We start from the raw sequence: 20,298 nt of genomic DNA, 5'->3' as shown, positions 1-20,298 counted from the left end.
CGACCGCGGCGTCGATTATTCGTTGTGTATGGTTCCGATCATGCATCGCCCATCCGACAAAGGTGCGGCGGTCGTGACGTAGACGTCTTTATCAGCGCGCACGTCCACCATGAGGCAGCGTCCCTCCGTGGCGATGGCGGCATCGACGTTATCGACGTCCAGGCCGGTAGGTGTAATGTTCTGGCCTGTCTCGATCTGGTTCGAGGGCCATCCCGCTCTAACCAGTGATTCCCGGAGGCTCTGCTCGGTCGGGGCATCTTGCATCGCCTGTTTCACGGTGTTTCGCACACGCTCGACCTGCGAATCACTGGGCCCGGACGATGCGGTTGCTTGGGAGCTCCCCGACGACGAGGAGTTCCCGCTGGCCGTCGTCGTCTCGGAACACGCAGTCGCCAAGAGAATGGCCGCCACGGCCGCACCGACGGCAAAGTTTTTACGCCCCCACGAAGTTCGCGTCATGGAATGAGCCTCTCGTACTGCACCGACGCGGTGGGCATCGGGATGATCGTGACAAAATTCTGCTACACATTCTCGTTCTCGGCACGGATTTACCCGCACGAAACACAAAGCTGACACCCTGTGTTTCACGCCCAAACCGAGGAGCTCTCATGAACAGTGTGATTCGACGCGCCGCAAAAGCCGATGCGGAAGCCTGCGCATCCATTTACCGGCCTTACGTCGAAAACACCGACATCACCTTTGAAACAGTCGCGCCTTCGTCCGCCGACATGGAAGAGCGGATTGCCTCGGCCCTGGAAACCCACGAATGGCTGATTCTTGAAGACGACGGCGAAGTCGCGGGTTATGCCTACGCTGGAACGTTCAACCCCCGGGCCAGTTACCAATGGGCCTGCGAAGCCAGCGTTTACATGGATGGTGCTCGGAGGTCGAACGGGGGCGGAACGCGGCTATACACCGAACTGTTGAATCGGCTTCGTCAGAAAGGTTTTCGCCGAGTCATGGGAGGGGTCACCCAGCCCAATGACGCCAGCAATCGTCTTCATCAAAAGTTTGGATTCGAACTCATCGGGACTTATACGAAGGTGGGTTGGAAGAACGGCGCATGGCACGACGTCTCCTGGTATGAGTTGGATTTGTGCCCCGACGACCACCGGGACACCGACCCCGGACTACCGCCGACGAATTAAGGCCAGCCCTTCCCGGTCGTCGCGACCGGACGGTTGCCTCGCGCCATTGAAGAAACCCGTCGGCAACAGAAATCATAAACCCAAAGCGATATTAATCGTGACGGATTAATCTCATGACATTCGAAAACTGAATTCTTAAAGGCCGCATTTTATCCAGGCCCAGAAAGCTTTGAGGGTCCGAGGACAAACTAATTATTCTCGGCGTCACAACAAGCCTCACCGACACTCACGATCCCGAGATCGAAGATTGGCGTCAGGAACTCATCCGGCGAGTTCCCCACCGCCGGCAAGCCTCAGCGTGATGAGCGAGACGTAGATCAGCCGCCGATCTTTGACGCCCATGGACACTCATCCAGTAGAGATGGCGTGATTTTGACAACACCCCTGGCGCTCCTTCGGCGACGGTTATAGAGGAGCTCGCTGCCGACATTTGCAATTCTGCAGGTGAAAGGCGCTTTTCAATGACGCGGGCCCATTCATTCATGGAGTCAAGAAACAATGACCAATCTGAGCACGCTAGCGCTCAACCTATTATCAATCCATGAAAATCATCCACTGTGCTCGTGAGGTCAAGCACTTTATTTTCACGTGTCGTAAGCGGCTCTCTCCCAGTGCCAGATATAGCCGGAGGCTGAGAATTCGAGGGGTCCGTCTCAGCAAAACGGCCTTTGTGGCACCTGGCTCTCTCTTGGAACGGGGCGTCGTGGTGGGCGACCGAAGTTGGGTGAACTATGGGGCCTTCATCGAGAGGGGCACAACCATTGGAAACGGTGTCGCCATTGGGCCCAATGCAACCATTTGCACCGCCACGCATGAATTTGGCCCAGAAGATGCTCGTGCCGGACATACGACGAAGTTACCGGTGACGATCGAGGACGGATGCTGGTTTGGTGCATGCGTGACGGTCCTCCCAGGAGTCACGATCGGCCGGGGCTGCGTCATCGCGGCCGGGGCTCTTGTTCGACAGGACTGCGAACCCAATGGCCTGTACGCCGGCGTGCCCGCTCGACGGGTCAGAGACTTGGACTGACGCCGGAAATCCATCTGGCCACAACAAGGCACCTAAGCCGCGCATCACACCGCTAGGAGTCCGGGATCGGAAGGTATTGCTGCCGGGAGAAATCCCCGAGCCCCATCTGAGATTTTTGGTCCGCATGAAATACATGTCGACGAGGCCCCGCCAGAAAGTTTCCCTGGCGGGGCCTCGTCGTGTCCACGGTGGTCAGCTTGGTGCGCATGCTCAAGCTCTTTCCGTTGACCGACCCCTGTACATATCAACGAGAGGCCGCGGGTCAGCGGAGTGTCATGGTGCCCCAGGAGGGAGTCGAACCCCCGACCAAGAGATTAGAAGGCTCCTGCTCTATCCACTGAGCTACTGAGGCGTGGCCATCAGGCCTCATCTAGGGTACCGCGCAAGGGCCTGGCCCTCCACTTGGCGGCTCAAATGATTGCACTCACGCGATGTTCGCGCCGGAACACACGGCGCGTGGAGGGGTCGATAAACATGATGTACAAGCCATACACCAGGGCGACGACGCCGGCCACCAAACGGCCCATGTTGAGGTCCAAGCTGAGGTACGGGAACACATCAAGCTGATCCGAAACGGCCCACATCATGAAGAACAAGGTGGTCAAGAGGAAGAAATCCACGTGCCAATCGGCCCGAATCCCGGTGGCGGCGAAGAACGGGATGAGCCACACGACGTACCAGGCCTGAATCATCGGGTTGAGCATCACGACCAGGGTCAAGCCAATGGTCAGACGACGAATGATCTTCTCGTCGCGCCCGACAAACGCCATGACGGCGGCCCCGAGAACTCCCACCATCTGGCCGATCTTGAACAGGTAGGACTGCAGATCCCCACCCGGAAGGCCGAGCGAATCTCCCCATAGTTTGAGGAGGAACCCGAGCAATCCCACGGGCGCATACCAGATCCATACTCCGCCCGTGGTTGAGAGCGCGCCAACCCAGTCGAAGCCAAATCCATTCGCCATGCCCAAGGCCCACAGCTCCGCGAGAGATATGGCCGCCGTCAGAAACCAGTACACAAATCGACGAGGCCATGAGGCACCCCGGCCGGCCCACAGCAAGCCGATAAAGGGCAGAATGAGCAGGGCGATCGGCTTGACCGCAATCGCGATCGTCGTCAACGTGATACCGGACAAACCACCGTAAACGTTGCGCCACCGCGCGGCCACATAGATGCCGGCGATCATCAGACCGATCATCAATGCATCATTGTGTGCCGAGACAATGAAGTGCACCAGAAACATCGGGTTGGCCAGGCACAACCAGGCCGCGCGCGTCGGATTCACTCCGTGCATCCGAGCCAATTTGGGCAGGAAGATCGCGATCAATGCGACGCCGATCAGAGATACGCCCCGGAAGAGATAGAACGCGGTATCGGGAGAATCGCCCGCTATGCGAACCACGATATCTTCGATCCAGAGAAAGACCGGGCCGTATGGCGGTGGAGATTGGCTCCACAGCTGGTCGGCCCCATTCTGCAAAAAATTGTTAACCGAGGACACCCCGGACTCATACGGATTGAGACCCGATTGGTATACCCGCCCTTGGGCGAAATAGGAATAGACATCGCGGCTGAAGAGTGGAAAGGCCACCAGCAAGGGGGCCGTCCAACTCAGGATGGCGGCAGTCACCCATTTCTTCGCCGAAGCCTCCGCCCAATTCACTTTCTGACTCAAGCGCATCCATTCGCGAGTGAGCGCCATAGCGCCCACGGCAGTCAAGATGATGCAGAGCACCACAGCGCCGTCGGTGTAGCGAAGGTTAATGACCCACTGCTGCAACCTCAGCTGGGAAATCGGGGCGAGCCATCCGATACCGAAGGAACCCACCATCATGAGCAACGAACCTATGGTTCCGATGATGATGGTCCGAAGGGGGCTGCGCTGGACGAACCGTGGTTCCTTGGGCCGTCGCTGCCGAAGCCGTGCACTGTGGCTCAAGCGTCCCCCTGCCGTGAAATTGGTTACTGATCTGTCTCCACCTCGATCGAGGCTTCGCCCAATTTTACAGGTTGCCCCACGGATTCGCGCCGAGCCCGCCGGCCCGCGACCAAGAGATGTAGGTTGTCATTGTGTCTATTTCAAATGAACGCATCGTGTGGATCGACTGTGAGATGACCGGCCTGGACTTGGAGCAGGATGCTCTCATCGAGGTCGCAGTTCTCATCACGGACGGCGAATTGAACATTCTGGACGACGGCCTGGACGTCATTATCAAACCCAGCCAGGTCGCCGTCGACCAGATGAATGACTTTGTGCGTACCATGCACACCACGTCCGGCTTGCTGGAAGAACTCCCTTCCGGCATGAACATGAAAGAGGCCGAGCGGCAGGTTCTCGATCACATCAAAAAGTATGTGCCCGAACCACGCAAAGCCCAGTTGGGCGGCAACTCGGTGGGGACTGACAAGACCTTCCTCGTCCGTGACATGCCGGAGGTCATCGATTACCTGCATTACCGCATCATCGACGTCTCGACGATCAAAGAGCTTTCGCGCCGCTGGTACCCGCGCGCCTACTACCAGTCGCCAGAGAAGACGGGCAACCATCGGGCGCTCGGCGACATTCGCGATTCGATTAACGAACTCCGCTACTACCGGGAGGCAGTGTTCGTGCCGCAGCCCGGCCCAGATTCGGATGCCTCCCGCGCCATCGCCCAGCGTATTTCGGGGCAAGATTCCTCGAACTCCTAACTTGGGTGTTTGCGTGTGAGAGTTATCACTCGTGACGAGGTGGGTTCAGTTGGCCCCCTCGGCGCGGCTGATGTAAGCTCTTATTCGTTGTCCGATCGACGGGTCACTAAGCACCCACGGTCGAAGACGGCGTGGTGGGCGTAGCTCAGTCGGCAGAGCGCCTGGTTGTGGTCCAGGAGGTCGCGGGTTCAAACCCCGTCGCTCACCCCAGAAAAATGAGGCCCCGAAACATCTGTTGCAGATGTTTCGGGGCCTCATTCGTTAAGCCTCAACCCTCATGATGCCGACCAAGCGGCGGGCCTCTCCCCCGCTACGAGCCCTCGTCATCCCCCACACCGCGCGCATCGAGCGCATCGCCGACCTGATCCGCGTGCTGCAAGGTCAAGATCAACATCGGCATCACCCAGGCCCACGGCGCAATACGAACGCCTCTCGCTGCCTGAGCATCGCGCACGTCTCGGACGATTCCCCCGAGTTGATTCACGGACGTCAGAGTCAGCGCCATCGCGAGTCCCATGCGCTCAGGCTTGACCCCGAAGCGTCGGAAGGGCCCAAGGACTCTCTCACAAGTCTCGATCATGCCGTCGATGGGCGTCGTCCGGGTTACCACTTGGGCAAGGAGCACAATCGAAATCACGCGCACGGTGTTCCGGGTCGCGTCCATCGGGTCGAGAAAAATCAGCTGGGTCACGGCCAGGAAGACCACCAGCAGAAGCAGGCCACGCAAGTCCCGGAAGAAAGTCCTGGTTCCCAAGCGCGCCACGGCGTATCCCAGAACGGGAAGGATCACGCAGAGGACGACGGTCACCCACGTTGCTGGGGCGAACGACAGAGCCAAGGCAATGACCGCGAAGGCCGCAAGCTTATATCCCGCAGACAGCCGATGAATCAGGCTAGATCCTGGCTGATACAGAGAGATCATCCAAGAATCTCCTCATACCGCTCGATCATGTCCTCCGGCGATCCCTGGCCTTCAATGCGTCCGTCGGCCACTAATACGGCCTCATCGCAGCGTCGTGCCAGTTCGAGGTCGTGCGTCACGAGAATTACTTGTGGGGCGGCGGGTTTAAGGAGGCGCTCGGCAATGATGCGCCGATGGCGAGCGTCCAATAGGCTCGTCGGCTCATCGGCAAGGACGAGCTGAGGTTCCCCGACCAAGACCGAACACAGGGCGAGGCGTTGCATCTGCCCGCTCGACAACGAGTGACATGGGCGGTCAGCTAACGACGTCAGTTCGTGCTCTTCAATGGCCCGTTCCACCCGCTCAGAAATCTCCTGACGTGAGAGCTTGCGGCCCCGAAGCGTGAGCGCGATGTCCTCGCGAACCGTTGGCATGATCACCTGCGCCGCGGGATTTGCAAAGACGAACCCGACCTCACGACGGAGTCGTTTGACCTCCTTGACCACGTCGATCCCATTGACCTGTACGGCGCCTTCCGCGGGGGCGATGAGCCCTGCCAACGTCTTGGCCAAGGTTGACTTTCCGGAGCCGTTTTCCCCCAGGATCGCCGTCCTCGGAGCCTCAAGGTTCAGAGTGACATCCTCTAAGAGCGTCACCGGCCCCTGATGGCCGTCCACTCGGACGTGCATATTCGTGATGTTGACGGTCATTCCACATACTCCAGCATCATTGCCGTTCCCATTCCTCCGCCTATGGCACACGCCGCAACGCCTACCGCCCCGGGGCCTTCCCTCCGAAGACGATGGGCGAGCCGCACCAGTGCGACTGCTCCCGAGGCACCCCACGGGTGTCCCAGCGCTAATGCGCCGCCCCAGGCATTAACCCGCGGGTCGATGTGGCCTCCAACCGCGAGACCGAGGTCATCCGCAACGGCCAGGGTTTGAGCGGCGAACGCTTCCACTATTTCGACGGCGGCGAGCCTCTCCAGGCCCATACCCGAGGCCTTCAGCGCACCGCGGATCGCCGAGACGGGCAGTATTCCAGGAAGCGCCGGATCACCGCCGGTCATCGCGGATCCGCGGATGATCCACCGCGGGCCCGAAGCCTGGCTTTCTGGCCGAAGCAAAACCGCGGCGGCGCCGTCTGAAATCCGTGCCGCACTGACCGGAGTCACCGTGGCCCGCGGCTCGGTGCGGACCGGGGAAAACCGAGACGTGGTGTGTGGGGTCAGCTTCCTCGGGCCGTCATCGATGATGGAGTTGCCAGATTCGGGATGACGCAAGCTAATGAGCTCTTCCCCCACAAACTCGGCGGACGACAGTGTGAGCGCGTGGCTCCGTACGGCAAATTCATCCTGTCTGGCCCGCGATATTCCGCGCTGAGCCGCGAGGTGGTCGGCGGCCTCGATCATGTCGGGATCCGGGAACCCCTCTGGCGCGAACGGTGCACGCTCGAAGGCCTCGCCATTGATCGAGCGGACGGGCGCCGTGCTCGCCGACTCTGTTCCCCCGGCAGCGACTATCTGCCCGGTACACGCCACATGCTGAACAGCCTGCATGACGGCGAGCATTCCGGAACCGCATTGCGCGTCCAAGCCCCACCCCACGCAGTCCGTACCAAACCCCGCCGCCAAAGCCGACATGCGTCCGAGGTTTCCACCAGGCCCGGTGCAATTGCCCAGCACGACGGCGTCCGGACTGATGCCGCTCATCTCGCGCAAGGCCCGAAGGGTGTTCCCGGCGAGTGTCTCAGCACCGTATCCAGACAATGCGCGGGATCGTCCCGTGATGGGGGTTCGTGCCACACTAATGATTGCGACGTCGTTCATGTTCGGCCCCCCTCGACTGAACCAGAACCACCGTCCATGGGCCTCACCTCTGGTAGCGCTTCGAATTCTTCCGCCGTGATGCGCCGAACCTTACCCACCGACGTGCGTGGCAGCTCCTTCACCATTTTCCAACGACGCGGTCGCTCGGCGACCGACAGCTCACGGTAGGCACGAGCTGTGATCTCCCGAAGGTTCGGCTCAGCGAGGCTCGATTCGACGGCCGCCGCAACAATCTGCCCAACGCGCGCATGGGGTATGCCGACGACGACGGATGCTCTCACTCCGGGCAATGTCTGGAGTACTGACTCAACATCCGACGGAATGACCGTAGCGCCTGCGGTGAGGATCGCGTCGTCGTCGCGCCCATGCAGTGTGAGCCGGTCATGGTGCAGACTGGCCCGGTCACCGACGCTGGCCCACTCGCCGTCGCGCCGCAGACTTCCGGAGCCCCCAAGACACCCCAGAGCGAGCTGCTCTGTGCGGACCCACAAGACAGAATCTCGAATATCGACCTCGACGCCGTCGAATATTTCGGCTCCATCGCCGCTGTCCACGGCAATCAAACTGAGTTCTGAAGCGCCGATATAACTGTGAACCGTAATGCCATGTCGTTCAGCCCGACGGCGTAGTCCTGGTTCCACACGGTCACCACCCACGAGAGCCTTTCGAAGCGGGGTGGAGCACCCGGCATCGAGGAGGTCGAGAACGTCCCTCACATGCCAGGGAGTCCCGTGAAGCACGGTCACGTCCCTCAGATCCTCTGCGCTCACTCGGGCGCGCTGTGGAACCGTGAAGTCGAAGCCGGTGTGTTCGGAATGTGAAGCCGCAAATGTGGCCATCGACGAGACCGGGTGCGCTGCGATGAGCATCCGATCATGATTCGTGATTCCGGCGATCCGATTCAATCCAGGGTATGCCACATCCCAGGAGCGCTGTGTTCGCAGAATAACCCGCGGATGTCCCGTGCTACCGGAGGTGAAAACCGCCCACTCTGCTTCGGGATGGATCGCACGTCGGTCGAGAGACCGCAGCATCGTCGTCCACCGAGCGTCCGACCATCGTTCGTCGCCGATGAGCGGCACGTTCCCGGCCCGTCGCATCTCAAGCGCACGTCTCAATACCGCTTCGTGGTCGGGTCCACGAAGCGGCATCAATCGGGCAGATCCCGAGGACGTCACCGCTGGAATGCCCTCGGATACGCTTTCCACAGGGACATCGTGACCAGGCAAGCAATCACCAACTTGATGAGGTCACCCGGGATAAACGCCAAGGACGACAAAGCCGCTTGACCCATCGACATTCCCGTGACGAACGACTGCACCGGAATGCCGATCGCGTAAATGGCGAGAATCCCGCCGAGCAAACAACCGACGATGCACTTGGTCCAGGTAGGCCGACCATCGCCCGAGCGCATGACCCATCCGATCACCGCGGCACCCAAAATCCAGGACACGAGATATCCCGCACTCGGCCCCACAAAGGCGCCCAAGCCACCCCGGCCGCCAGAGAGCAACGGAAGCCCGATGGCCACCAAAACCAGAAAAAGGGCCATGGATGCCGCCCCGCGCCACGGACCAAGAATCGCGCCGGCCAGCATGACGCCGAGCGTCTGCGCCGTGATCGGCACGAGGCCAGGCAGCGGAATATTGCCGGGGAGCCCCAACACCGCTACCAATGCGGCGAATACCGCGATGTACGCGATCGAACGGCCGGTACTGGACCGTGAGACGGGTTGAGCCGCCGGTCGTTGGCTACTGGACAAACTATTCATGGTGGACTCCACTTCGGTGCGCACCGGTCGTTGTTAGCTCGCTGGAAGTCAGCGGTATGGACCGGTCACTGAGTTTTGAACGGTGTTCAGAATACCTGAGAATTCGTGTCCCCGTCTCATCGACGTCAGGCACCCTCCACCGACACCCTCGCCACCAACCCTCCCCGTGAGTGGGCACCGGAAAAATTGGATACGGTGAGGTGACGCCCATAGTCCGACCATCTTGGAGCTTCCATGACCATTCGACCCATCGTGATCACCGGTGAACCCGTACTTCATCAGCCCACCCGTCACGTCACCGTCTTTGACGATGAGCTCCGTGACCTGGTCAAGGACATGTACGAAACCATGGACCGCGCACACGGGGTCGGACTCGCAGCAACACAGGTTGGCGTGCCCCTCAGACTCTTCACCTATACCTATGACAACGACGACGACGCACCCAACCGCGGCGTTCTCATCAACCCTCAGCTCACTCTCGGCAAGATTCCTGAAGTCGCCCCCGACAAGCATGACGAGTCTGAAGGCTGCCTTTCGGTTCCAGGCCTGGCTTTCCCACTCAAACGAGCCGAGTGGGTCCACATGAAGGCCCAGGATGAATACGGTCAGATGGTCGAATTCGACGCAACGGGGTGGTTCGCGCGTGTCATGCAACACGAAACCGACCACCTCGACGGCAAGCTCTATGTTGACCGCCTCAACGACCGGTGGGGACGCAAGGCCCGTAAAACCATCAAGGCCGAAGGTTGGGGTGTACCCGGGCTGACCTGGATGCCTGGGGTTGACGAAGACCCCTTCGGCCACGACGAAGAGTAAACCTTTACTTGAGGTTCTGCGACAAGGCCTTCATTCCCGGAGAATCAGGGTGATCTGGGACCCTTGGCGCCCCTGAGTAGACAGTTCAACCTCCATATGAGGTGCAAGGTTCTCGGCGACGTCGTCTATTGACTGTGCGGCACATTCTGATTCCAACAGAATGCGAGCCGCCTGCCCTCGATAATGCTTGGCCATGTGAGAAACGACGCTCCGCTGACCGTGGCGCTCCCGAACCACTCGAATCGACACCGTTCGGTCCGACGGCGACTTCCATGCCGCCGCATACCCCGACGATCGGCAATCTACGATGATGCGGCCCTCTGCGGCACGGTCCAAGACGGGTTGCAGTCGCGGTTTCCACCACGACGCTAACGGTTGACCGTCGACCACCTTGGCTCCCATAGAAAGCCGGTACGCGGGAATGAGGTCACCAGGTGTCACGGCACCCCAGAGCGCGGACATCACGAGGAGCGAACCATCCGCTCTGCTTCGCGCATCGCGATCGAGCGTGTGATACCCGAGCGCGTCATAGAGCACGCCGTTGTAGATACCCATCGCTGGCGCCGTGGGTGCTTCTTCGAGTCGAATGTTCCTCTTGACTTCCTCGGAGAGGCTCGGACCGGTCTTGAGTAGCTCGGCGGCATCGTCCCGGGCGCTTGCCTCAACCAGTCGACGCACCATCTCCCGACGGTCGTCACGGAGTTCGGGAAAGCTCAGCCCGGCGATGTCGAGCTGCGGGCCACTCTGTGGTGCGATTTTCGATTCGGAGGGAGGAAGCAAGATCAGCATTCTTCCCAGTGTAGAGTTGTCCCCCGGACGGGTCGGACAGACGGTCGCGCGGCGTTTCACGCCTCGAGGAAAGTCCGGGCTCCGCAGAGCAGAATGGTGGATAACGTCCACTCGGGGTAACCCGCAGGCCAGTGCCACAGAAATGAAACCGCCCGCTTAAACGGGTAAGGGTGAAACGGTGGTGTAAGAGACCACCAGTTCCCGCGGCGACGCGGGAAGCTCGGTAAACCCCATTCGGAGCAAGGTCAGACAGAATGCGCCACGAGGGCTGCTCGCCCCAGCATTCGGGTAGACCGCTTGATCCGCCGAGCAATCGGCGGGCTAGATGGATGACCGTCGCCTCGCCTGGGTAACCTGGCGCAGGCACAAGACCCGGCTTACGCTCCGGCCCGTCCATTCCAAACGATCAAGGAACCCGAACTCCACGGCTCATGCGCCGCTACCGGGCGTAGCCGGAGCCCTCCGGATCGGTCGATGCTGAGACCGGAACCTCATTCGGCGTGATGGAAAAATCCCACGGGTCGGTATTGAGGCTGCTCAGCAGAATCTCGACCTCAAAACCCTGATCCGAAAGATGCACCTCCAGCATTTTCGCTCCCCTGGCGAGCCAAAGTTCCTCGCTGGCGAAATGTGAGCAATCCACCAGGTACGGCGTTCCGCCTTGGAGCAGTGCACGTTCGCGAGCTTCGGAAGCCGGGTGGTGGCGTAGATCCGCCGTCACATATACATCGGCAGATTCGGCTCTGACCACGTCAAAGAGGGAATCGCCCGCGCCTCCGCAGACGGCGACGCGGCGTACACGACCGTCCTTGGGCCCCGCGATACGCAACCCACCGGCCGTCGGCTGAAGCACAGAGGCTAACCGCATGGCCAATTCGTGGAGAGAGACCTCCTGAGGCAAATCTCCCACACGTCCGATGCCGGTCTCCCCCTCCGGGTCGCCCAACGGTCGAGCTTCGGTGACCCCACACGCCTCAATGAGCGCGTCGGAAACACCGTTGCGCATACTGTCGGCGTTCGTGTGCGATGCGAGGAGGCCACAACCCCCTTCAATCAGCGTGTGCACCACACGGCCTTTGTCACTCGACGCAGGGAGGAAAGACGCACCGCGCATCAAGAGCGGGTGATGGGTAATCAGGAGCTGGCACCCCGCCTCGACCGCCTCGCGAGCAGTTCCCTGAACGGCATCGACGGCGAACAGAATACGTTCGACCGGCGCCTCCGGATAACCACTGACAAGACCGCTCGCATCCCAATCTTCCGCGAGGCTCACGGGCCATAGATCGTGGGCAGCTTGGACGACGTCGTGCAGGCTCGGTGTAGTCATGAGATCAGTCTATGGAACCGAAGCTTCCGCGTCATGGCTCCCCCAACAGCGAAACCGTGATGACGGAGTGCTTCCGCCGGTCAGACAATGGAGCAATGAAGGAATTTACTGTAGCCGCAGGATGCTTTTGGTGTCTCGACGCGATTTACCAGCGAACCCGAGGAGTGGAATCCTCCATCTGCGGATATACGGGTGGTGAGACCTTAAACCCCACCTATTCCGATGTGTGTACCGGGCAGACTGGCCACGCGGAGGCAGTGCGGGTGCGCTTCGATGAAAACGTCGTGCCCGAAGACGTCATCATGGACATGTTTTTCACGACACACGACCCCACGAGCCTCAACCGGCAGGGATTCGACGTCGGCACCCAATATCGATCAGCGTTGTTCTACCGCGACGACGCAGAAAAGGCCTTCTTCGAAAAGCAGATCGCGCGAGCCCAGCGCCTCTTCGACGAGCCCATCGTCACGACACTGGAGCCCCTCTCGACTTTTTATCGAGCCGAGGAAGTCCACCAAGACTTCGAGCGTGAGAATCCGTATAACGGCTACTGCCAAGCGATCATCGACCCCAAGCTCCGCAAGGCCCGCGAATATTACAAGATGTGGCTCGAGCCCCAAGCCTAACCGCGCGGCAGACTACCGTAGTCGGTAGAAGCCCTCATCAGCAGAGACACTTCATGACGAAAGGCGACACTATGACAAAGATATTGGACAACGTTACCGAGGCCATCGGTTCGACGCCGCTCGTCCGTCTCAACCGACTGGACAAGGATCTTCCGGGCAACGTCGCCGTCAAGCTGGAGTTCTACAACCCGGCGAACTCGGTCAAGGACCGCATCGGAAAAGCCATCGTCGACGCCGCCGAGGCATCCGGACAGCTGCGCCCAGGTGGAACGATCGTCGAGGGAACCTCCGGCAATACCGGCATTGCGCTCGCCATGGTTGGCGCCGCTCGCGGTTACAAGGTCATTCTGACCATGCCCGAGACGATGTCGACCGAGCGCCGAGTCATGCTCCGGGCCTACGGTGCCGAAATCGTGCTGACCCCCGGTGCCGAAGGTATGCGGGGCGCCGTCGACAAGGCGGCCGAGATTGTCGAAAACTCTGACAACGCCGTCTTGGCACGTCAGTTCGAGAACGAGGCCAACCCGCAGGTGCACTACGACACCACGGGCCCGGAGATCTGGAATGACACCGATGGCGCAGTCGACATGCTGGTCGCTGGCATCGGTACCGGTGGAACCATTTCCGGCGCGGGTAAGTACCTGAAGGAACAGAACCCGAACCTCAAGGTCATCGCCGTCGAGCCTTCCGATTCTCCATTGCTGACTGAAGGTAAGGCCGGCCCCCACAAGATCCAGGGCCTAGGCGCCAACTTCATTCCCGAAACCTTAGATCAGAATATTTACGACTCCGTGACTGACGTGAAGATCGACGACGCCGTCCGAGTAGCTCGTGAACTCGGTGCCCAGGAGGGAATCTTGGGCGGCATCTCTTCCGGTGCGAACGTGTGGGCCGCACTGGAGGAAGCCAAGAAGTCCGAGAATGAGGGCAAATTGATCGTGACCGTGGTGTGCGACTTTGCCGAGCGGTACATCTCCACCCTCCTGTACGAGGACATCCGGGGCTAGCCCTAGAACTCCTGACAACGCACGGTGCCTTCGCGAATCGTTCGCGTGGGCACCGTGCTTCATGTCTGCCTGGCAACGTCACTTTTCCCGTGAGGGAATAGGCAAGCCGATGACGAGGTTGGACCTCAGCAGAGCCTGAAATCCATTCGCCCCGCGTCTCGGTGCCACGGCCCACGCACGCACACCCTTTCGAAAGAGACTTCGACCGTGAGTTTCCTCAGCCGCCTTCGGGAAGATCTGTCCACCGCTCGAACCCACGACCCCGCGGCGCGTGGCGACCTCGAGATTCTCCTGAACTATTCCGGCCTCCATGCCATCTGGGTCCACCGGTTAACCCATCGCCTCTGGCGCCAAGACCGATACAAGACCCTCGCCCGGACGCTGTCGCAAATCACCCGGTGGCTCACGGGCATTGAGATTCACCCCGGTGCCACCATCGGCCGCCGCTTCTTCATCGATCACGGCATGGGAATCGTCATCGGAGAAACCACGGAAATTGGCGACGACGTCATGCTCTATCACGGCGTCACTTTGGGCGGGCGATCCCTGGAGCGAGTCAAGAGGCACCCCACACTAGGAAACCGGGTCACCGTGGGCGCTGGCGCCAAGGTGCTGGGACCGATCACCATTGGTGACGATTCCGCCGTGGGCGCCAACGCCGTCGTCGTTCACGACGCCCCTGCGGATTCGATCGTCACGGGTATCCCCGCTGAGGCCCGTCCGAGGACGCCAGAGAAGAAAGCGCCCCTCGTCGATCCGGTGACGTACATCGATCCCGCCATGTGGATCTAGCCTTCCGGGACGCCAAACGCCGGCGCCGCCCCGCATACACGGGACGGTGCCGGCGTTTTTTGGACGTGCCGTTGGCAGACGTACTGGTTAGGCCGTCTGGACCTCGGACCGGTCCTCAGACCACAGCGTGTGGAAAGAACCCGGCTCGTCGACACGCTGGTAGGTGTGCGCACCGAAGAAATCCCGTTGTCCCTGAATGAGCGCCGCTGGAAGACGATCGCGGCGCAAGCCGTCGTAGTAGGACAGCGAAGAAGCAAAGACCGGAACAGGAACGCCCAAAGCCGTCGCCTTGGAGACCACACGGCGCCACGACGGAAGGAGGTCCTCGAGCGTCTCGAGGAAACCAGGGGCCAGCAACATATTCACGGGCGCGTTATCGCCCTTGTAGGCCTCCATGATTTCTCCGAGCAATTCCGCGCGAATGATGCAGCCATTGCGCCAGAGCGAAGCGATCGTGTCGAGCTTGAGGTCCCAGCCGAATTCCGCACCGGCCGAGGCCAACATGTCCAGACCTTGAGCATAGGAGACGAGCTTCGAGGCATACAGCGCCTTCCGAACGTCTTCAACGAATTCTTCGTCGCCCTTCGCGACACCGGTGGAGGCAATAAGGCCGGCCGGCAACTTTTCTTGGGCCTGCTCACGGGCCTCGGGGTTCGACGAGGAGAGGGCACGCGCGAAAACCGATTCCGCGATGCCTGACACGGGGGAACCCAGGTCCAGGGCCGACTGAACGGTCCACCGCCCGGTCCCCTTCTGCCCTGCCTGATCCACAACGACGTCCACCAGCGGTTTGCCGGTCTTCTGGTCCACCTGCGACAGCACCTCGGAGGTGATCTCGATCAGGTACGAATTCAAATCGGTGGTGTTCCACCGCTTGAAGACTTCGGCTTGTTCCTGCGGCTCCAGGCCCGCGACCGAACGGAGCAGGTTGTAGGCTTCACCGATGACCTGCATATCGGCGTACTCGATGCCGTTGTGCACCATCTTCACGAAGTGACCGGCACCGTCCGTGTCGATCCACGCACAGCAGGGCGCGCCGTCGTCGGCCTTTGCAGAGATTTTCTCCAGCATGGGCCCAAGCGACTGATACGACTGCTTCGACCCACCGGGCATGATGGACGGTCCGTTCAAGGCACCTTCCTCGCCACCGGAAACGCCCACACCCACGAAATGCAGCCCGTGCTCGGCGCATTCCTTCTCGCGACGGATGGTGTCCTTAAAGTACGAGTTACCGCCGTCGATGATGATGTCGTCGCGATCCAAGAGCGGGATCAGGGACTCAATCACGGAGTCGACCGGAGCGCCGGCCTTGACCATGATGAGAATGCGACGCGGCCGTTCCAAGGAATCCACGAGTTCCTGAAGGGTCTCGGTCCTGACAAAGTTGCCCTCCTCACCGTGCTTCGAGAGAAGGTCATCGGTCTTCGCGGAGGTGCGGTTGTGTAAGGCTACGGTGTAGCCATTTCGAGCCAAATTTCGGGCGAGATTTGCGCCCATGACGGCCAAACCGGTCACGCCAATTTGGGCCTTACCAACATTTTCCGCGGAATTCTGGGGAGAAGTACTTTCAACTGCCATGTTCCCTAGGCTACGCCGTCCGGATAGGCCCGTGGCCGCGAAGCGCCATTATTTCTGTAACGCTCGCGGAGGGCGGACAGCATCAACAGAATTTTTGCGTGGAAATTCGTCCATCAAATGTCCGCAGCTTACTCGGAAGATCAAGACGTCGAATGGACAGTGGCCAAATGCGCCGATGGCCTGGACGCTGGGGATCGGCCAGCAACCTGAGTGGTGGGTCCTACCGGGATCGAACCGATGACATCCACGGTGTAAACGTGGCGCTCTACCAGCTGAGCTAAAGACCCTTGAAAATCGAGTGGGCCACTTTTTCAGCAGCCAGCACCCGATCTGATTGATTACAGTACATGGATCGTCGTGCCCGAGAACAATTCAGCGGGCCCTGACGGAGGTGAGGTTTGACACAGCCAGGTGGAGATTAGAAGCGGGTCGTGACCAAACGCGTCGCAGACCAGTCGCTCGAAGCCTGCGCACTCGTCGTGAGCTTGAGGCCTGCGACCTGTGCCGCCTCCTGGATATCGGCCGGAGGAACGTGGCCGTCGCGCCCAGCCTTTGGGGTCATGAGCCACACGACGCCCTCTTCGTCGAGCGTGGTGAGGGAATCAACCAAAGCGTCCACCAGATCGCCGTCTTCCTCGCGCCACCAGAACACGACGGCGTCCACCACTTCCTGGTCATCTTCGTCGAGAAGTTCCGAACCGGTGACGTCTTCGAGGTCGTCCCGCAGGACGAAGTCGACGTCGTCGTCGTAGCCGAACTCCTGGATGAGATCCCCATCCTTGAAACCAAGCAGGACTGCCGGGCGGTCACCGGCGGTCTTGGTCTCGCTCACGTATTTTCCTCCTGATGTTGATTCACCCCGGATGACCCCGGGGTGGGTGCGCATCGTTGAGCGCTACGATTGAACTAGGTCAACACGTGATATCCACTCTATCAAGTGACGCCAGAATCCTCGTGATCCCGAACACTGCAACATTGCAGAGCCCCAAGGAACACGGGGTCTCAGCGAGATGAAACCGCTTCAGACCTCCCTAGGAGCACTTGGAATGTGCGTAAATGTCCGGTCTGGTGTGACAACATAGGATGTTGTAAAGCCCAGGTGGGTCGAACGTGCCCTGCCCTACTCACCCCAACCACGGGGTGTGAGCTTTCTCCTCACATCGACAAAGAGAGGTTCCACGTGGCTCCCTCAGAGACGAATGACCACATCCTCAGCGCCCTCACCTTGGGTCTGTCGGACCAGGATCATGAAGAGACCTCCGAATGGATCGAAGCCTTCGACGCCTTGGTTGAATCCCAGGGTACGGAGCGTGCCCAGTTCATCATTCGGCGATTGCTGCAACGCGCTGGAGCGAAGAGCATCCAGGTCCCGACCGTCACCACCACTGACTACGTCAACACCATTCCCGTCGACCAGGAACCCGAGTTCCCCGGTGACGAAGAAATCGAACGACGCTACCGTGCGCTGATGCGCTGGAACGCCGCCGTGATGGTGCACCGCGCCCAACGTCCCGAAATCGGCGTGGGCGGGCATATTTCCAGCTTCGCCGGCGTGGCGACGCTCTACGAAGTGGGCATGAACCACTTCTTCCGCGGCCAAGACCACCCCGGCGGTGGCGATCAGGTCTTCTTCCAGGGCCACTCCTCGCCCGGCAACTACGCCCGTGCTTATCTTGAGGGCCGCTTGACCGAAGAGCAGCTCGATGGTTTCCGTCAGGAGAAGACCAAGGGCGAAAACGGTCTCCCCTCATACCCGCACCCCCGGTGCCAGCCGGATTTCTGGCAGTTCCCGACCGTTTCGATGGGCATCGGGCCGCTGAACGCAATTCACCAGGCGCAGTTCAACAAGTACCTGCACAATCGCGGCATCAAGGACACCTCGCAGCAGCACGTCTGGGCCTTCCTCGGCGACGGCGAGATGGACGAGCCGGAGTCGCGCGGCGCACTGCAACTGGCCGCCAATGACAAGCTGGACAACCTGACCTTTGTGGTCAACTGCAACTTGCAGCGCCTCGACGGACCTGTGCGCGGTAACGGCAAGATCGTTCAGGAACTCGAAGCCTTCTTCCGCGGTGCCGGATGGCACGTCATCAAGGTTCTCTGGGGCCGCGAGTGGGACGACCTGCTCCAGAAGGATGAAAACGGCGAGCTCGTTCGCATCATGAACGAAACTCTGGACGGCGATTACCAGACCTACAAGGCCGAATCCGGCGGTTTCGTGCGTGAGCACTTCTTCGGCAAGTCCCCCGAGACCAAGGAAATGGTCGCGGACATGTCGGACGAAGAGATTTGGGCCATGAAGCGCGGCGCCCACGATTACCGCAAGGTTTATGCCGCGTATAAGCAGGCCATGGAGACCAAGGGTCGCCCGACCGTCATCTTGGCTCAAGGCATCAAGGGCTACGGCCTGGGCAGCCACTTCGAGGGACGCAACGCGACCCACCAGATGAAGAAGCTGACCCTGGAAGATCTCAAGGTCTTCCGCGATCGTTTGCGTATCCCGATCACCGACGAAGAGCTCGAGAAGGATCTCTACGGTGCGCCGTACTACCACCCCGGTAAGGACGCTCCGGAGATCAAGTACATGTTGGAGCGCCGCAAGGAACTCGGTGGCTTCTTGCCGTACCGAGACGGCTCTCAGCGCGAGCTGGTCCTCCCCTCGGACAAGGCCTACGCCGTCACCAAGAAGGGTTCCGGGAAGCAGATGGCGGCCACCACCATGGCTTTTGTCCGCCTGCTCAAGGACCTCATGCGAGACAAGGAATTCGGTCAGCACGTGGTGCCGATCATTCCCGACGAGGCCCGTACCTTTGGCATGGACTCGTTCTTCCCGTCGCAGAAGATTTACAACCCGAACGGTCAGAACTACCTTTCGGTGGACCGCGAACTCATGCTGGCCTACAAGGAATCTGCCCAGGGGCAGCTCCTCCACGTCGGCATCAATGAGGCCGGTGCCACGGCTGCCTTCACGGCGGTTGGTTCGTCGTATTCGACACACGGCGTGCCGATGATTCCGATCTACATCTTCTACTCGATGTTCGGTTTCCAGCGAACCGGAGATTCCTTCTGGGCCGCCGCCGACCAGCTGACGCGCGGTTTCATTGTGGGAGCCACGGCAGGCCGCACAACGCTCACGGGCGAAGGCCTCCAGCACATGGATGGGCACTCCCCCATCTTGGCCTCGCAGAACCCTGCGGTCATCCACTACGACCCGGCGTATGGCTACGAAATCGGCCACATCGTCAAGCGCGGCCTCGAGCACATGTACGGCACGGGCGACGAAGACCACAACGTCATGTACTACCTCACGGTGTACAACGAGCCCATCATCCAGCCCGCCGAACCTGAGGACCTGGATGTTGAAGGCCTGCTCAAGGGCATGTACTTGCTCAAGCCGGCTGAGGTGGATGGCCCCCGTGCTCAATTGTTGGCCTCCGGCGTGGGTGTCCCGTGGGCGCTCGAAGCTCAGAAGCTCCTCGCCGAGGACTGGAACGTTTCGGCCGATGTGTGGTCCGTGACGTCCTGGAACGAACTCCGTCGCGACGGTCTGGCCGCCGAGCGTGAATCCATGCTCCACCCGGAGCAGGAGCCTCGCGTTCCGTTCGTGGCTCAGCAGCTCGAAGGCGCCGTCGGCCCCATCGTAGCCACTTCGGACTTCGTCTCTGAGGTTCCGGACCAGATTCGCCAGTTCGTTCCGAACGAGTTCGCGAGCTTGGGTGCGGATGGCTTCGGCTTCTCCGACACCCGTGCCGGTGCCCGTCGCTTCTTCCACATCGATGCCCACTCCATGGTGGTGCGCACGCTTGAAATGCTTGCTCGCCGCGGAGAGGTAGATCAGGATGCTCCGGCGAAGGCCATCGAGAAGTATGACCTCCTCGATGTCAACGCTGGCACCAGCGGAAACGCCGGTGGCGACGCCTAAGTCGTGATCGAGGCGCTGCGGTCGATTCACTCCGATTCGACCGCAGCGCCTTTTTTGCGACGTGACTGATA

At 60.5% G+C, this 20,298-nt stretch carries 20 protein-coding genes, 3 tRNA genes and 1 other RNA gene; 10 read left to right on the top strand and 14 right to left on the bottom strand.

The genetic code is table 11. The annotated features are described in order from the left end of the window. Positions 1–15: 15 nt before the first annotated feature. Positions 16–459 (bottom strand): DUF6993 domain-containing protein, encoded by a 444-nt coding sequence (locus tag D8M21_RS03410; protein WP_048678155.1) that lies wholly within the window; start codon positions 457–459, stop codon positions 16–18. 149 nt (positions 460–608) lie between these two features. On the opposite strand from D8M21_RS03410, the gene D8M21_RS03405 reads away from it, so the two are divergent. Both D8M21_RS03405 and D8M21_RS03400 read left to right on the top strand, forming a co-directional pair. Beyond that, a complete protein-coding gene (locus D8M21_RS03405; RefSeq protein WP_048678154.1) occupies positions 609–1,148 on the top strand; it encodes a GNAT family N-acetyltransferase in 540 nt (179 codons plus the stop codon). A gap of 541 nt (positions 1,149–1,689) precedes the next feature. Further along, positions 1,690–2,178, top strand: coding sequence for an acyltransferase (locus D8M21_RS03400; RefSeq protein WP_082156589.1), 489 nt, complete (start codon positions 1,690–1,692; stop codon positions 2,176–2,178). A 52-nt stretch (positions 2,179–2,230) separates the two neighbouring features. Here D8M21_RS03400 and D8M21_RS11310 read toward each other — a convergent pair whose 3' ends face one another. From D8M21_RS11310 to mptB, 3 genes are all read right to left on the bottom strand, one after another. Next, positions 2,231–2,386 (bottom strand): hypothetical protein, encoded by a 156-nt coding sequence (locus D8M21_RS11310; protein ID WP_161800251.1) that lies wholly within the window; start codon positions 2,384–2,386, stop codon positions 2,231–2,233. A 68-nt stretch (positions 2,387–2,454) separates the two neighbouring features. After that, positions 2,455–2,530 (bottom strand) — tRNA-Arg (locus tag D8M21_RS03395). A 58-nt stretch (positions 2,531–2,588) separates the two neighbouring features. Continuing rightward, complete coding sequence (mptB, locus tag D8M21_RS03390) at positions 2,589–4,118, bottom strand: polyprenol phosphomannose-dependent alpha 1,6 mannosyltransferase MptB (RefSeq protein WP_048678152.1); 1,530 nt, start codon at positions 4,116–4,118, stop codon at positions 2,589–2,591. A 131-nt stretch (positions 4,119–4,249) separates the two neighbouring features. Here mptB and orn point away from each other — a divergent pair, with 131 nt between their 5' ends. Together orn and D8M21_RS03380 are read left to right on the top strand one after the other, a co-directional pair. Beyond that, positions 4,250–4,870, top strand: coding sequence for an oligoribonuclease (gene orn / locus D8M21_RS03385; RefSeq protein ID WP_048678150.1), 621 nt, complete (start codon positions 4,250–4,252; stop codon positions 4,868–4,870). Positions 4,871–5,004: 134 nt separating this feature from the next. After that, positions 5,005–5,080 (top strand) — tRNA-His (locus D8M21_RS03380). Positions 5,081–5,180: 100 nt separating this feature from the next. Here the strand turns inward: D8M21_RS03380 and D8M21_RS03375 are convergent. Genes D8M21_RS03375 through D8M21_RS03355 form a run of 5 tightly spaced genes read right to left on the bottom strand, consistent with a single transcriptional unit; the run spans position 5,181 to position 9,370 of the window. After that, a complete protein-coding gene (locus D8M21_RS03375) occupies positions 5,181–5,792 on the bottom strand; it encodes an energy-coupling factor transporter transmembrane component T family protein (protein WP_048678148.1) in 612 nt (203 codons plus the stop codon). Further along, a complete protein-coding gene (locus D8M21_RS03370; protein ID WP_048678147.1) occupies positions 5,789–6,481 on the bottom strand; it encodes an energy-coupling factor ABC transporter ATP-binding protein in 693 nt (230 codons plus the stop codon). Before D8M21_RS03370 ends, D8M21_RS03375 begins: the two co-directional genes overlap by 4 nt. Next, positions 6,478–7,599, bottom strand: coding sequence for a thiolase family protein (locus tag D8M21_RS03365; RefSeq protein WP_048678146.1), 1,122 nt, complete (start codon positions 7,597–7,599; stop codon positions 6,478–6,480). Before D8M21_RS03365 ends, D8M21_RS03370 begins: the two co-directional genes overlap by 4 nt. After that, positions 7,596–8,807 (bottom strand): AMP-binding enzyme, encoded by a 1,212-nt coding sequence (locus tag D8M21_RS03360; protein ID WP_126855655.1) that lies wholly within the window; start codon positions 8,805–8,807, stop codon positions 7,596–7,598. Before D8M21_RS03360 ends, D8M21_RS03365 begins: the two co-directional genes overlap by 4 nt. After that, positions 8,774–9,370 carry a biotin transporter BioY gene (locus tag D8M21_RS03355; protein WP_053089910.1) on the bottom strand — a complete coding sequence of 199 codons (597 nt, stop codon included), beginning with the start codon at positions 9,368–9,370 and terminating at the stop codon, positions 8,774–8,776. The genes D8M21_RS03360 and D8M21_RS03355 overlap by 34 nt, the downstream gene beginning before the upstream one ends. 234 nt (positions 9,371–9,604) lie before the next feature. Here D8M21_RS03355 and def point away from each other — a divergent pair, with 234 nt between their 5' ends. After that, the gene (gene def / locus D8M21_RS03350; RefSeq protein WP_048678143.1) at positions 9,605–10,186 is read left to right on the top strand and encodes a peptide deformylase; all 582 of its coding nucleotides are present in this window, start codon (positions 9,605–9,607) and stop codon (positions 10,184–10,186) included. A 30-nt stretch (positions 10,187–10,216) separates the two neighbouring features. Here def and D8M21_RS03345 read toward each other — a convergent pair whose 3' ends face one another. After that, the gene (locus tag D8M21_RS03345; protein WP_048678141.1) at positions 10,217–10,975 is read right to left on the bottom strand and encodes a YaaA family protein; all 759 of its coding nucleotides are present in this window, start codon (positions 10,973–10,975) and stop codon (positions 10,217–10,219) included. A gap of 28 nt (positions 10,976–11,003) precedes the next feature. On the opposite strand from D8M21_RS03345, the gene rnpB reads away from it, so the two are divergent. After that, an RNA gene (rnpB, locus tag D8M21_RS03340) (RNase P RNA component class A) lies at positions 11,004–11,371 on the top strand. A gap of 43 nt (positions 11,372–11,414) precedes the next feature. On the opposite strand, the gene D8M21_RS03335 is transcribed toward rnpB, so the two are convergent. After that, positions 11,415–12,302, bottom strand: coding sequence for a Nif3-like dinuclear metal center hexameric protein (locus D8M21_RS03335; RefSeq protein ID WP_048678138.1), 888 nt, complete (start codon positions 12,300–12,302; stop codon positions 11,415–11,417). A gap of 95 nt (positions 12,303–12,397) precedes the next feature. Between D8M21_RS03335 and msrA the strand changes: the two genes are divergently transcribed. From msrA to epsC, 3 genes are all read left to right on the top strand, one after another. After that, complete coding sequence (msrA, locus tag D8M21_RS03330) at positions 12,398–12,928, top strand: peptide-methionine (S)-S-oxide reductase MsrA (protein ID WP_048678583.1); 531 nt, start codon at positions 12,398–12,400, stop codon at positions 12,926–12,928. Between the two features lie 71 nt (positions 12,929–12,999). Beyond that, a complete protein-coding gene (gene cysK / locus D8M21_RS03325; protein ID WP_048678136.1) occupies positions 13,000–13,935 on the top strand; it encodes a cysteine synthase A in 936 nt (311 codons plus the stop codon). 207 nt (positions 13,936–14,142) lie between these two features. Continuing rightward, positions 14,143–14,727 (top strand): serine O-acetyltransferase EpsC, encoded by a 585-nt coding sequence (epsC, locus tag D8M21_RS03320; RefSeq protein WP_048678135.1) that lies wholly within the window; start codon positions 14,143–14,145, stop codon positions 14,725–14,727. An 87-nt stretch (positions 14,728–14,814) separates the two neighbouring features. Here epsC and gndA read toward each other — a convergent pair whose 3' ends face one another. The 3 genes from gndA to D8M21_RS03305 form a co-directional block, all read right to left on the bottom strand. Then, positions 14,815–16,305 carry an NADP-dependent phosphogluconate dehydrogenase gene (gene gndA, locus D8M21_RS03315; RefSeq protein ID WP_048678133.1) on the bottom strand — a complete coding sequence of 497 codons (1,491 nt, stop codon included), beginning with the start codon at positions 16,303–16,305 and terminating at the stop codon, positions 14,815–14,817. A 211-nt stretch (positions 16,306–16,516) separates the two neighbouring features. Beyond that, positions 16,517–16,592 (bottom strand) — tRNA-Val (locus D8M21_RS03310). Between the two features lie 131 nt (positions 16,593–16,723). Beyond that, on the bottom strand, positions 16,724–17,137 hold the full coding sequence (locus D8M21_RS03305) for a DUF3052 domain-containing protein (protein WP_048678131.1): 414 nt from the start codon (positions 17,135–17,137) through the stop codon (positions 16,724–16,726). Positions 17,138–17,485: 348 nt separating this feature from the next. On the opposite strand from D8M21_RS03305, the gene aceE reads away from it, so the two are divergent. Continuing rightward, complete coding sequence (gene aceE, locus D8M21_RS03300; RefSeq protein ID WP_048678129.1) at positions 17,486–20,227, top strand: pyruvate dehydrogenase (acetyl-transferring), homodimeric type; 2,742 nt, start codon at positions 17,486–17,488, stop codon at positions 20,225–20,227. The last annotated feature ends 71 nt before the right edge of the window (positions 20,228–20,298 follow it).

Source organism: Kocuria sp. HSID16901, assembly GCF_003989425.1.
Classification (GTDB): domain Bacteria; phylum Actinomycetota; class Actinomycetes; order Actinomycetales; family Micrococcaceae; genus Rothia; species Rothia massiliensis.
The sequence above is the reverse complement of the archived record's forward strand: the minus strand, read 5'-3'. Positions and strand labels throughout refer to the sequence as shown.

What these genes read in the sequence shown, in the direction of transcription:
- D8M21_RS03405 (WP_048678154.1), top strand. Translation starts at nt 609, where the DNA reads ATGAACAGTGTGATTCGACGCGCCGCAAAAGCCGATGCGGAAGCCTGC.
- gndA (WP_048678133.1), bottom strand. Translation starts at nt 16,305, where the DNA reads ATGGCAGTTGAAAGTACTTCTCCCCAGAATTCCGCGGAAAATGTTGGT.
- D8M21_RS03335 (WP_048678138.1), bottom strand. Translation starts at nt 12,302, where the DNA reads ATGACTACACCGAGCCTGCACGACGTCGTCCAAGCTGCCCACGATCTA.
- D8M21_RS03355 (WP_053089910.1), bottom strand. Translation starts at nt 9,370, where the DNA reads ATGAATAGTTTGTCCAGTAGCCAACGACCGGCGGCTCAACCCGTCTCA.
- msrA (WP_048678583.1), top strand. Translation starts at nt 12,398, where the DNA reads ATGAAGGAATTTACTGTAGCCGCAGGATGCTTTTGGTGTCTCGACGCG.
- D8M21_RS03410 (WP_048678155.1), bottom strand. Translation starts at nt 459, where the DNA reads ATGACGCGAACTTCGTGGGGGCGTAAAAACTTTGCCGTCGGTGCGGCC.
- cysK (WP_048678136.1), top strand. Translation starts at nt 13,000, where the DNA reads ATGACAAAGATATTGGACAACGTTACCGAGGCCATCGGTTCGACGCCG.
- def (WP_048678143.1), top strand. Translation starts at nt 9,605, where the DNA reads ATGACCATTCGACCCATCGTGATCACCGGTGAACCCGTACTTCATCAG.
- D8M21_RS03400 (WP_082156589.1), top strand. Translation starts at nt 1,690, where the DNA reads ATGAAAATCATCCACTGTGCTCGTGAGGTCAAGCACTTTATTTTCACG.
- D8M21_RS11310 (WP_161800251.1), bottom strand. Translation starts at nt 2,386, where the DNA reads ATGCGCACCAAGCTGACCACCGTGGACACGACGAGGCCCCGCCAGGGA.
- D8M21_RS03375 (WP_048678148.1), bottom strand. Translation starts at nt 5,792, where the DNA reads ATGATCTCTCTGTATCAGCCAGGATCTAGCCTGATTCATCGGCTGTCT.
- D8M21_RS03370 (WP_048678147.1), bottom strand. Translation starts at nt 6,481, where the DNA reads ATGACCGTCAACATCACGAATATGCACGTCCGAGTGGACGGCCATCAG.
- D8M21_RS03365 (WP_048678146.1), bottom strand. Translation starts at nt 7,599, where the DNA reads ATGAACGACGTCGCAATCATTAGTGTGGCACGAACCCCCATCACGGGA.
- D8M21_RS03345 (WP_048678141.1), bottom strand. Translation starts at nt 10,975, where the DNA reads ATGCTGATCTTGCTTCCTCCCTCCGAATCGAAAATCGCACCACAGAGT.